Genomic DNA, 12,740 nt, shown 5'->3' with positions numbered 1-12,740 from the left:
ATGAAAAAAATAACGGTTTTTGGCACACGAGGTATTCCGGATGTGTTGGGCGGCGTGGAGACTCACTGCCAGAATCTTTATCCTGCTATTAAGCAGCAGCTCGATGTTGATATTTGTGTTATCGCTCGCTCACCGTATGTGAATTACAAACGGTCAACGTATAAGAAAGTCGAAACCTATGCGCTGTGGGCGCCCAAAAAACGCTCGCTGGAAGCGATTGTGCATTCCGTTTTAGCGGCATTGAGGACAGTTTTCGACCATTCGGATATTGTGCATGTGCATGCTATCGGACCGGGCCTTGTGATTCCATTATTACGCGTCCTGGGCAAAAAGGTCGTTTTTACCCACCATGGGCCTGACTACGATCGTCAGAAATGGGGATTCATTGCCAAAAAAATACTGTTGCTGGGTGAGCGCTGGGCGGTGAGATACGCCCACGAGGTGATTGTGATTTCTGAGGTGATTAATCAACTGATCCAGAAAAAACATGGTCGCTATGACGCGCATTTAATTCACAACGGCGTGAACGAGCCGCGGTTGTTATCTGAGCTGACTATCGAAAATACGCTCTCCCGCTTTGGGCTACAGCCGAAAAATTATCTTGTGGTGGTTGGACGATTTGTAGAAGAAAAAGGGATGCATGACGCCATCGCCGCTTATCAACATAGCGGTTTGACCCTGCCGCTGGTGTTAATTGGCGATGCAGATCATCCGACCGAATACAGCATTCGCCTCAAAAAGCTGGCCGCCGACACGCCTGGTGTGGTGATGACCGGATTTTTACGCGGTGATGAACTGCAGGCGGTATTTTCACAGGCGAAACTGTTTGTGATGCCTTCATATCACGAAGGTCTACCTATTGCGCTGCTGGAAGCGATGTCCTTTTCTCTTCCCGCTGTGGTCAGTGATATTCCGGCTAACCTTGAAGTTCAGTTACCTGTCGCAGCCTATTTTAAGGTCGGGGACGTGAACAGTCTGGCCGGGAAATTAACCCAGTGGGTGACAGCCAATCGTGTGGACTATCGTGTATATTTGCAAAACTATAATTGGCATGAAATCGCCAAAAAGACAGTCAACGTCTACCACTCAATTGATAAAGATATAGGTTAATTTTGACCAGTCCTCAAAATCGTCCCCCCGTCATCGAACGGTTCTATGCTCACCTTGATGAGCAAATAGCGGAGGAGTTGACCCCGGAACAAAAAGCAGGGGTGGAAAACGCGATCCTGGCCTCGACATTGGCTGCACGGCATCAGATTGATATTCGCCGGAGTTTTCCTTTTTTCAGTAAACGTTTTTATCTGGTTTTTTTGTTTGGCAGAGATTTACGCCGCCAGCATCGCCAGGAATCGACCTTGTCGCGGATCTTGCTCACTTTTTTGCTGTTGATCGCCGTGCTGTTCGTCACCTGCTGCATATTGCTGACGCTGTATATGATCAAATCAGCGCTAGGTATTGATGTATTCCAAAATTTTCACGTCGGTATTTGGGACTGGTGGTTAAACCTGAAAAAACACTAGTGTTATTGAACCTACGGGGGCGTTACTGCGATGAAGTGTCAATGGGTTTCTGCGCTGTTGGGTATGTTCCTCCCGCTGTCGGTGATGGCCGCATTAACGACCGTAACCCCGAAAGCATTGACGGGGCCGTTGACCAACCCGGGGATTGGCGTTGCCAGTTTTCATCAGGGATACGGTGAAACGCTGAGCCTGGAGGATTATCCCAATACCGGGTTCGAGTATGAGCGATTTTATTGGCGAGATCTGGAACCTGTTGAAGGGCAGTACAATTTTGCGCTGGTGGATGATGCCTTTAGATACGCTGCGGCGCACCGTCCCGCGATGAATGTCGGGCTACGATTTATGGCGCTTGCCGACCCGGCGGATGGCACTAAAATTCCCGACTGGCTGATTAAAAAAGGCGTAAAAGGAACCTGGACGTCTGATAATAAGACGTTTGTACCGGATTTAGATGACCCACTGTTTATCGAATACAGCCAGCGTCTGCTCAACACATTGGGTCAGCGCTACGATGGTAATGAGAATCTCGCTTTTGTTGATATCGGCATGGTGGGTTCGTGGGGCGAGTGGCATAACAGCAACTTCCCCGATCTGAAGCCACTCCTGGAGCGATACACCACCGGACAGTTGGATCGCTACGTTGCGATGCACTTTTCTGCCTTTCCCAAAACGCCCAAAATTATGCTGATAAGCGGTGGGCAAAGCCTGGCAAATGCGGTGGCGCGTGGGGCCGGGTGGCGAGCGGACTGTTGGGGTGACCTGCGCGTGTTTTCAGACGCCTGGAATCATATGCAAGATGATTACCCGCAGCGATTACTGGCAGCGCAGCAAAGTTATGCAGGGTTTAACGATGCCTGGAAACGCGCGCCAGTGAGTCTGGAAATCTGTTCGTATATGCAGGAGTGGAAGAATTCTTTTCATTATACGCGCGCCGAAGTGCAGGGGATTTTTGACTGGGCGTTCAAACAGCATGCCAGTACTATCAACCTGAAATCGAGAGCGATACCCAGCGATTATCGACCGATTGTCGATGATGCGCTGACCAAACTGGGCTATCGATTTCGCTTAGCATCCCTGAGCCATGAGGCCGTGTGGAGCGGTGGACAAACGCTGACGTTGAACAGTACCTGGTATAACGATGGTGTGGCACCGATCTACCTGCCCTATACGCTGGCATTTCGTGCGGTAGACAGTGCCAATAAGGTGGTGGCGCAGGGTAATGCGGCGGATGATATACGACGTTGGCTCCCGGGAATTCATCAGGTCAGTTATGCGCTGCCTATGCCAGGTCGACTGGAGAAAGGGCAATATGCGATTGAGGTTGCGATGCTGGATAAATCCGGTGCGGCGAGAATTAACTTTGCCAATGAAGGGAAGCAGAGCAGCGGCTGGTATCGTGTATCAACCATAACGTCACGCTAGCCCGGTAAAGCAACGAGCCTGGTGACCAGGCTCGTTGCTGAGAACATCACAGGTTATAACCATTCGGGTTATTTTTTTGCCAGTTCCACGTGTCGCGCATCATGTCATCAAGGCTATAAATAGCCTGCCAGCCTAACTCTTTTCGCGCCAGAGAAGGGTCTGACCAACACTCGGCAATGTCCCCAGGTCTTCTGGCGACAAACTGATAATTAATTTTTGTTTGCGCTGCTTTTTCAAACGCCTCAATAAGGTTAAGCACGGAATACCCGACTCCGGTACCGAGATTAATCACTTTGTAGGCAGCGCCTTTGTTCTGGCAATCCAACGCGGCTAAGTGGCCGGTCGCCAGGTCCATAACGTGTATGTAATCACGAACGCCGGTACCGTCGGAGGTTGGATAGTCATTGCCGTATACCGACACGGTTTCAAGTTTACCAATTGCGACCTGGGAGATATACGGGACCAGATTATTAGGAACACCGTTAGGATCTTCGCCAATTCGACCCGATGGATGGGCACCGGCCGGGTTAAAATAGCGCAGGCAGGTGATGCGAAAATCGGGCTGTGCGCGTGAAAAATCTGCCAGAATCTGTTCGACCATTAATTTAGACGTGCCGTACGGATTGGTCGTACCGCCCGTGCGTGATTGCTCGCTTAGCGGCACGCTTTCCGGATTACCGTATACTGTGGCCGATGAGCTAAAAATAAAACGATTAACGCCTGCCGCCAGCATCTCATCCAGTAATACCAGCGTACCAGTGACGTTGTTTTCATAGTAGGCGAGGGGTTCTTTTATCGACTCTGAAACCGATTTGAGTCCCGCAAAATGAATGACATCAGTGATGTTATGGCGGGTGAAAATGTTCTTTAAGGCCTGCCGATCCAGAATATCGGCGATATAGACAGTCGGTTCCCTGCCGGTGAGTTCCGCGACTCTGTCCAGCGAGGCTTGACATGAGTTCGACAGATTATCAATGACAACGACTTCATCGCCTCTTTCCAGTAGTGTTAAAACAGTATGTGAACCAATATAACCTGCGCCACCAGTGACAAGAATTGCCATACAGACTCCAGATAAATGCTAGAAACCCGAACGATTTTCTACCAACGCCACCCGAAAATCCAGTGAATCAGTTATATCGATGGGAAAGACATACATTCCTGTATTTTATCATGCATTTATATGATAATTTTTTTAAAATCGCCAACAAACTGAACTTGTTTATTTTAGTGTCATAAACAATATAATTATTTGAGAAGTTTAGTGTATGGACACCATCACTGTGGTTGATCGAGGAATTGATTTTCTCGATCAGGCTTTCATCAAATACAGTATTGCTTAATGTGACTAATTCTTTGATGTATATGGATTTTCCGTAGGTTTCAGGCGTGCATTCTTGGGTGAGGAAGTACATTTTGTTATCGACAAGGTAGGGCGCACCCGCTCCCCGATGGTGATGGTTGCTCACCTTCAATGAGGGGGCAATCCGCTGCCACTGCCCATAGATATTCTCAGCAGAGTGAATAATAATTTCATTATCCATTGTGGTGGATAAAAGATAACAGGTTTCATTAATTGTGAGAAACACATTATCTGTTACTTCAGTATCCGATATTAAGACTTTGATTTTCTTCCAGCGTACCGGAAACTCTACCGACTGAAACAGTATGACTTCTTTTCTTTCTGAAGACTCGGGGATCATGAATAGCTGATCGTTGATATGAATCAGGAAAGGGAATGACAAATGACACTTTAAGTCGTCAAAGCCCTCAAGTTTAACATCATCGATTTCAGTCAGTTCACGATCCAGAATACGGCATCTTAGCGTACCTTTCGAGTTTCGAAAGCTAAAAGCTTCATAAAAAACATACAGTTTATCGGCCTTTTCAATAATAAAAGGGTCGGCCTGAAACGTATATTTCTTTTTTAACTGCTGGGCAGCAGTTTTACTCAGTATTTCCAGAGTATTATCGGGGAATAAGTGTGAGCCATGATCTTTCAGAATCATGATGTCCCATGACTCATGATAGAATAACATTTTTATCATTCGTTTTATTTTCGCTAGCATTTGCGCATACTCCTTGTTATCGCCTGCAACTTGAAAAAATGCCTATAGGGACAGCCGTTTTGCAGGTCACTACACGTCATTTGCCGCAATGTTGAATGAATGCGCGATGACTGATGTAGAAATATCTACGCCTATCTTAAAAACTAGTTGCAGATGTTTTTTTGTCGGTAGCACAAAAGTAGGAAAAATGTCCAGAGCATCCTTGCTCCAGTGGAGGGGTTACTCGAAATGCACCTGCGGGTTGTCAGCAAGGGAAACGTAGGTTTTGCTGTTTTTATCCAGGGTACGAATTTCACCACTTTCGATGTCATACACCCAGCCATGCAGACGCAGCGCATTATTTCGCAGTCCAACAGCTACTGAAGGATGCGTTTTAATATTGTTCAACTGCGCAATAACGTTCTCTTCCACCATAGCGTTAACTTTATCGATGGGGTTATCCCAGGTTTTTTTCTCAACCACGGCTTTGGCGGCATCGGCATAGTGCAGCCAGTGAGCCACTGCGGGCATCGGATCCAGAGGCTGGCTATCAGCAATGGCTTTCATCGCGCCACAGTTGGAATGACCACAGATGACGATATCCGTCACGCCAAGTGCAACTACCGCATATTCGATAGTGGCGGAGACACCACCAGGTTCGGGACCGAAAGACGGTACGATATTGCCGGCGTTGCGAATAACGAAAAGCTGCCCCGGCTCTTGCTGGGTCACCAGTTCCGGCACCAGACGGCTATCGGAACAGGAAATGAAAAGCGCTTTTGGATTCTGGCTGGATGCCAGGCTGCGAAAGAGTTCCTTACGTTGAGGGAAAATCTCTTTTTGGAAGTTGAGGAAGCCCTCAATGATATGTTGCATAGCAGTGTCTCTTTTTTCTGTTTGAACAGGTTATGATGAAGATCACACTTTCCAGTTTAACACCAGCCGACAGAAGGGAAAGACTTTATAGCAGTTTTGCAACATTTCTGGCTAATTTTGCCCCACCATGGCAGGGCAAGTATCGTGATGTACGCTACGCGTTTTGCCGTTTCTGGTAGGCCGCTTTTAGGCGGCTCATGGCTTCTACCAGGACAGAACGCGGACAGCCCACGTTGAGTCTCATGTGACCCTCTCCGCCAGGACCATATTGTGCGCCTGGCGACAGACCAAGCTTCGCTTCATGCACAAAAAAATCGCTTAGTTGTGCATCGTTGAGACCCATTTTTTCCGCATTCAGAAACAGAAGATAAGATGCGCCGCCATATACGACAGATATCAAGGGACAGTGCTTTTCAATGTCGCGTTTAACAAACGCGACATTGTCAGCCAGATAGGCCAGTAGTTTCTGGTGCCAGTCGCCACAATGAGTAAACGCGCTGTAAATGGCCGCTTGCTGTAATGAATGCGTCTCGGCAAGGTAGCAGTTATCAAGAAAGTGATAGAACTGATGGCGTAACTCATCGTTTTTAATAATGGCTATTCCGCCCTGGAGTGCTGCCGTATTGAAGGTTTTACTGATTGAGGTCAGTACAATTGATTTGCTGCCTGACGTTTCATTGAGCGTAAAAAATGGCAAATGGCGCTTACCTGGCAGGGTTAAATCGCTATGCACTTCATCAGACAGAATGATGACGCCAGCCTGCTGGCAATAATGGCTAACTTGTTCCAGCGTTTCCCGCGACCACACCATTCCCCCCGGATTATGCGGTGACGGGAAAAGAAACATTTTGCACTGCTTGAGCTTCTCACTGAAATCATGCCAGTCAAATTCATAATACCCGTCTTTTTCAATAAGGCGCGTTTGGATTAAATTCCTGCCGCTGGTTTTCACCAGGTTAGGGTAGGGATCATATATTGGCGTACAGGTCAATATATTATCGCCCGGTCGGGTAAGCGCCATTAAAGAAAGTACGATGGTTTTTATAACCCCAGGAATAAAATGCAACCAGTGCGGCCTGACGTCGGCATCATACTGTTGTGCATACCAATGGATCACGGATTCTTTCCATTGCGGATAATCCAGGTTGTATCCTTGTACAGGCTGCGCGACTACTGAACGCAGCGTGTTCATTACAGGTTCCGGCGTCACAAAATCCATATCTGCAATCCATAATGGCAATACATCGGTGGTGCCGTACATTTGTTGTAATTGACCGTATTTGCGGCAATTAGCATCCCTTATGACAATTTCATCAAACAAAGACATTGCTGACTCCTGGAAAGCCTCTGAAAAATAGGTTTAGCAACGCAAACAGCGAAGAATATCTATTTTATTGATATATTAAATTTACCCTGGTGATAGCTGTTATTAGCCTATGATTTTTGCTCAACCATATTTTCAGCAGCTTCATTTGGCTCATATTTCGCAATGCCAATACCCGTTGCCGCCCACAGCAAGGCAAAGATGACGCCGCTATAACACAGAATTGCCCATGGTAAATAATCAAGCGTTGCCACGCCCAGCATCGTGGCGCAATAAACGCCTGAAGCAGACCAGGGAATAATCGGCTCAACCACGGTTCCGGCATCTTCGGTGGTTCGTGAAAGATTTTTTGCTGCCAACCCCCGTTTTTTATACTCATCTTTAAAGGCGTCGCCACACAGTAGCAGTGGCAGAGTCCCGTTTGCCGTACAGGCACAGATGGTGAAGGTCGTAACAATCGTGGTGGCCACCAGGCGGAATGTGGATTGAACCCCTTTGGTCAGCGCGTTAATTACGGTGTGTAAAGAGCCTGTCGCGCTCATTGCACCGGCAAAACTGAAGGCGCTGAAGACGGTGACAAAACTGCTGAACATAGATATTGCGCCACCTCTTTCCAGCAAGCGGGAGACATCGGAGGACAGTGCGGGCAGGTTATCCCCGGTAAGCATCGCGAGTTTAAAACCGCTGACTACGGATTCGCCAACGGACGAAGCGGTGAATTGCTGAAAGACTAATGCCAGAATCATCGACACTATCGTAGACAAAAAGAGCATCGGAATTGGTGGTCTTTTTGACAGTGAGCCATATAAAACGATGATCGGCGGTAACAACAACAGAATGTTAAAATGATAAATCTGGCCGATAGCGTTCATTAAGCTGGTGATATTTTCAGGAGCACTGGATGAGGCATCAATACCCATACCCATATAGCTATAAATAATGCAGCAAATTATAAACCCCGGGCCGGTGGTCCACAGCAGATGACCGATATGCGAGTACAGATTTACACCGGCAGCCAGCGCCGCCATGTTGGTTGAATCAGAAACCGGTGAGAGCTTATCACCAAACCAGCAGCCTGAGACAATGGCGCCTGCGGCAATAGGCAGCGAAACATTAAGACCAATTGCCACGCCAATCATGGCTATCCCCACGGTCCCGATAGAGCCCCAGGAAGTACCGGTACAAACTGAGATCAGCGCACCCAGCATAAATGCTGAAATATAGAAATACTGCGGGTCAATCCATTTTAAACCATAATAAATCATCATCGGGATAGTGCCTGACACCATCCATGCGCCAATTAAGAAACCGATACTGGCGACAATTAATATGACTGGCAGCGCTTCAGATATTTTATTGCAAATAGCTTGTAGAATATCATCCCACGTGTAGCCATGAGCGACGGCGATAAATGAGGCGGTTGCTGTGCCCATCAGGATCATGGGTTCGGCACGAATATTGAATATAAAATATCCGATGCTAATCCCGCCCAGCATGACTATCATAGGTAAAACTGACCAACAGAAAGACAATTTCTTTCTGTTGTTGGAGGTGCAGCTATTTAATTGCATAATTCCATCCCAATCATTAATGGTTGAACACGTCAAATAACTACCCGCTACAGGTTACTCAGCATTGAGCAACATAGTTGCCAGAGCTCTGCTGAACTCTATTTTATTAACTGTGTCAGGTTATCTATTTTGACCTGCAGTTCTGGTATTTCTTTTTTGTAGTAGGATAAGAGAATATTTGGCGAATGAATTACCCCTCGGCATAAGGTGAGTGATTTCGTCGTTGTTGGCTCAGTTTGCGATACTGTTGCGGTGGCATGCCGACATATTTATGGAACGAGCTATAAAAGCGGCTACTGGAGCGAAAACCAGCAATCGTGGCGATATCCAAAATTGTTTTATCCGTATCGCTGAGTAACGCTCGCACATGGTTGATACGCATCGCCGTAATGTACTGTTTCATCGTCAGTTGCATCACCCGGTGAAAAATACCCATCGCATAATTGGGATTGAGCTTAACGTGCTCGGCAATGGCATCGACCGTGAGCTGTTTGTCGCAGTTAGCGGCGATAAACTCCAACATTTGGCTGACGTAAAACTGTGAATGCCGTGAAATACTGTTTTTCTGCGTCCGTGGTGTTTTATTACCCAGCACTGGCCGCCAACCTGAGAGACTAAAACGCTTGAGCATCAAGGCGATTTCATCGATAGCTAACTGGCGAATCTGCTCGTTGTCGCTGCTAAGTTCACTTTGCCAGCGCTGTACTTCAAAAGCGCTCAGTTGCTGCGAGGCAAGCGAAGTAACCACCATCCCGTGCGTCACGTGGTTGATCAAATCCCTGTCCAGCGGCCAGGATAAAAACAAATGCATCGGCAAATTGAAGATAGCCATTTGTTTACAATGCCCGGCATCGATGAGCTGATGGGGAGTACAGGCCCAGAACAAGGTGATAAAACCCTGTTTGCTTTTCACCACTTCGTCGTTAAAAAGGTACTCCACATCACCATCGAACGGTACATTCACCTCAACCTGACCATGCCAGTGGCTGTAGGTCATGGCCAGCGGCGCCCGCAGTTCGACGTCCATACGCTGATACTCTGAATAGAGCGCCAACGGACTTCTCGTCTTTTTTTCATAGCTGCGGCACATATGTGGGTCGAGTGGCAGCTGCGGGGTACTTTTTGCCATTATGGAGGGTTCCTGGATAGTGAATCTGACCATGGTGTAGCGTCAAAGCATGAACATAGCTTAACCGAAAAAAAGCGCCGTTTTCTCTCCATTTTCGCCAAATTATTCCCAAAAACTCAGATCCTGTGCCTCTCGCTTGCCAATCTGAGTTATCGGGAGTGGTGAGCTTTAATCACAAAAATACGTATTCGGAGGTGTTCGCTTTGCAAAATGTCATCGCTTTTTTTGCCAATAAATCGGAGTTATAGCGATAGCCAGTCATCATGGAATACCTTACATTTTTATATGTATCCACACCTCAAGGAATCATCATGTCCAGACTCCGTACTTTAGCAACGGCTTTAGTCGCCGTTGCCGCGATGACGATGTGCGCCACCCCTGTATTCGCTAACCCCGGTAACGGTAACGGCAATGGTAATAGTGGCAACCATGGTAATAGTGGCAACCATGGTAATAGCGGAAACAAGGGTAATAGTGGTAACAGCCAGAAAGGAAACGCTGGCCAAAAAAATAATTCACATACAGAACAGCGTAAAAATTATGGCAAGCCGGATCATGTGGATAGAGACATCAGCTATAACGTGGCCAGGCAGTATGCTGTCAGATACGGTTTGACGGGGTATAAATCACTGCCGCCAGGCATTGCCAAAAATCTGGCGCGAGGAAAACCGCTTCCTCCGGGGATCGCTAAAAAAAGTGTCCCACCCTCTATGTTGAATCAACTGCCGTATTACCCTGGCTATGAATGGCAGGTCGTTGGCGACAATTTGGTGTTGATTGCACTGAGCACGGCGATTGTCACTGCTGTTATTAATGGTGTGTTTGATTAAGTCGCCACGGAATTAATTGGCTTTGTTGTTCCTGCCGAAAGCCCGCGTTACGCGGGCTTTTACGTTAAGTAAGATGGGGTTCATAACCCGTATAGCTTTATTTTTCGATAAAGCGTGGCAATGCTGATCCCCAGTTCAGTCGCTGCCTGTTTTTTTCCCTCCACGCTTGCGCCAAATCGCTGGATGACATTTTCAATGGCCTCCCTTTCCGCTTGCTTTCCCTTATTAGCAAGCTGCTGAGGCTGGGCTGTCATCGACGTTTTTCTGCCGTCAGCTGCGGTGAGCAGGTAAGGAGGCAGATGGCTGGCGTTGATCCCAGCGGCTTCCCCGCGCATCACGAAAATATATTCGATGACGTTACGTAATTCACGAATGTTGCCAGGCCAGTGCCAGGCATAGAGGCGGTTGATGACGTCATCGGGGAGTTTTTGCGACGGTCGCTGATAACTGACCGAAAACTCATCGGCAAAATATTGCGCGAGAACGGCAATATCTGCTCGTCGTTCGCGTAGAGAGGGAAGAACCAACGGGACCACGTTCAGGCGATAGAAAAGATCTTCGCGAAACTGATTATTCTCCACCATGGCGTTAATATTTTTGTTGGTTGCGGCAATAATTCGTACATCAATATTGATGGTGTTGTTAGACCCGACGCGAGTGATCGCCTTTTCCTGCAGAACCCTGAGCAGCTTAGCCTGCAGATGAAGCGGCATATCGCCGATCTCATCCAGAAACAGACTGCCGCCGTTGGCCAGCTCAAATTTTCCCACTCGACCTTTGGGATCGGCCCCGCTGAATGCGCCGCGCACATAGCCAAACAGTTCGCTTTCCAACAATTGTTCGGGAATAGCAGCACAGTTGATTGTCACGAAGGGGGCGGCTTTACGGGGGCTGCTCTGGTGAATGGCAAATGCCACGACCTCTTTTCCTGAGCCACTTTCGCCGGTAATAAGCACACTGGCATAGCTGTTGGCGATTTTACCGATGGTGCTTCTGAGCTGTTCCATCAAGGGGGAGTGACCAATCAACCGCACCTGGGTGTCGGCCTCATAAGGCGATGGAAGTAGGGTACTCAGGTAGTCGTGCGCGTCACGAAAGATAATCATGGTTAAGCGATCGTTATCCAAAGACGAGAGCGAAATTTGCTTGCACAGCACATGGTATTTCTGACCTTCGAGCGTCAGCCAGGCCTCCTCATCGCCATACAAACTGTCCCCGGTTGTTTCAATGGTCAACGGTAATCCCTGAACCTCGCGATTGAGAATGCGATCGGCTGAATGGTTGGCATGCCAGACAAGACCATCACCATCGATTGCCACGACGCCGCGGTCCATGGCATCGATCAGACGGCGAAATGCGCCCAGCCTTTCTTGCGCGCGTAAACGTTCCAGACATTCAAAAACCTTACTGGAGATCATCACGGCTATTTGCTCAATGAAAGTAACAAATTTCTCAATCTGGCTCAGGAGGGTGTCTCGCTGCGCCTGGGTGGAGCAAATAATCCCGATCACCCCAATGACACGATTGTTGAGAAAAATTGGTGCGTTCAAATCCAGCATTTCAGAACAATAGTGGTGTTTTTCACATAACTGACACAGCGGATGTTCGCCAGGATTTTTGATCAGTACCGTTTCCCGCACCTGCAAAACGTGGCGGTAGATATAGCCATTTTTTGCCACGTTTTCATTGAGCATATGCCGGTATTTACCGGTGCCAGCGATGCGCATTAAAGATTCATCAATGATCTCAACATCCGTTCCGGTGATGCCAGAAATAGCATCGGCATAATTGCATATATCATCCTGAATATTGCTGAGTACTGAAATCATGCTACTTCTCCGGCGTGTGTCGCATTTATCATGAAAAGTGATAAATAGGCGAACTAATCCCAAAATGATTTGCGAAAAATCAATCTACTGCTCTGTTTTAGTATGTTTTTTTTATTTTATCTTCCGCGATCACACTATTTATTAATTATGAGAATTTATCAAAATGAAACGATAAACTAACACGATGATAT

Annotated in this window: 11 protein-coding genes; 4 read left to right on the top strand and 7 right to left on the bottom strand. The window is 47.5% G+C overall.

Annotated features, from left to right (window positions below; genetic code table 11):
* Genes FDX11_RS07055 through FDX11_RS07045 form a run of 3 tightly spaced genes read left to right on the top strand, consistent with a single transcriptional unit; the run spans position 1 to position 2,942 of the window.
* Positions 1-1,110, top strand: coding sequence for a glycosyltransferase family 4 protein (locus tag FDX11_RS07055; RefSeq protein WP_079226115.1), 1,110 nt, complete (start codon positions 1-3; stop codon positions 1,108-1,110).
* 2 nt (positions 1,111-1,112) lie between these two features.
* The gene (locus tag FDX11_RS07050) at positions 1,113-1,520 is read left to right on the top strand and encodes a membrane protein (protein ID WP_042313200.1); all 408 of its coding nucleotides are present in this window, start codon (positions 1,113-1,115) and stop codon (positions 1,518-1,520) included.
* Between the two features lie 30 nt (positions 1,521-1,550).
* Positions 1,551-2,942: a DUF4832 domain-containing protein gene (locus tag FDX11_RS07045; RefSeq protein ID WP_137397681.1), complete on the top strand. Its 1,392-nt coding sequence runs from the start codon at positions 1,551-1,553 to the stop codon at positions 2,940-2,942.
* A 46-nt stretch (positions 2,943-2,988) separates the two neighbouring features.
* On the opposite strand, the gene galE is transcribed toward FDX11_RS07045, so the two are convergent.
* From galE to melR, 6 genes are all read right to left on the bottom strand, one after another.
* Complete coding sequence (galE, locus tag FDX11_RS07040; protein ID WP_137397680.1) at positions 2,989-4,005, bottom strand: UDP-glucose 4-epimerase GalE; 1,017 nt, start codon at positions 4,003-4,005, stop codon at positions 2,989-2,991.
* Positions 4,006-4,072: 67 nt separating this feature from the next.
* The gene (locus FDX11_RS07035; protein ID WP_137397679.1) at positions 4,073-5,011 is read right to left on the bottom strand and encodes a hypothetical protein; all 939 of its coding nucleotides are present in this window, start codon (positions 5,009-5,011) and stop codon (positions 4,073-4,075) included.
* Positions 5,012-5,230: 219 nt separating this feature from the next.
* Positions 5,231-5,866, bottom strand: a complete 636-nt coding sequence (locus FDX11_RS07030; RefSeq protein WP_038632863.1) for a carbonic anhydrase — start codon at positions 5,864-5,866, stop codon at positions 5,231-5,233.
* Between the two features lie 154 nt (positions 5,867-6,020).
* Positions 6,021-7,193, bottom strand: coding sequence for a MalY/PatB family protein (locus FDX11_RS07025; RefSeq protein ID WP_061382302.1), 1,173 nt, complete (start codon positions 7,191-7,193; stop codon positions 6,021-6,023).
* 107 nt (positions 7,194-7,300) lie between these two features.
* A complete protein-coding gene (gene nhaC / locus FDX11_RS07020) occupies positions 7,301-8,761 on the bottom strand; it encodes a Na+/H+ antiporter NhaC (protein WP_137397678.1) in 1,461 nt (486 codons plus the stop codon).
* Positions 8,762-8,951: 190 nt separating this feature from the next.
* Entirely contained in the window at positions 8,952-9,890 is a 939-nt protein-coding gene (gene melR / locus FDX11_RS07015) for a transcriptional regulator MelR (protein WP_042313217.1), read from the bottom strand.
* Positions 9,891-10,201: 311 nt separating this feature from the next.
* Between melR and FDX11_RS07010 the strand changes: the two genes are divergently transcribed.
* Positions 10,202-10,720 carry an anti-virulence regulator CigR family protein gene (locus tag FDX11_RS07010; protein ID WP_137397677.1) on the top strand — a complete coding sequence of 173 codons (519 nt, stop codon included), beginning with the start codon at positions 10,202-10,204 and terminating at the stop codon, positions 10,718-10,720.
* An 80-nt stretch (positions 10,721-10,800) separates the two neighbouring features.
* On the opposite strand, the gene FDX11_RS07005 is transcribed toward FDX11_RS07010, so the two are convergent.
* Complete coding sequence (locus FDX11_RS07005) at positions 10,801-12,549, bottom strand: sigma-54-dependent Fis family transcriptional regulator (RefSeq protein ID WP_137397676.1); 1,749 nt, start codon at positions 12,547-12,549, stop codon at positions 10,801-10,803.
* Positions 12,550-12,740: the final 191 nt, after the last annotated feature.

It is taken from the genome of Citrobacter sp. wls714 (genome assembly GCF_005281025.1).
GTDB lineage: Bacteria > Pseudomonadota > Gammaproteobacteria > Enterobacterales > Enterobacteriaceae > Citrobacter > Citrobacter werkmanii.
Note: the sequence above shows the minus strand (reverse complement) of the source record. Positions and strands in the feature narration are given on the sequence as shown.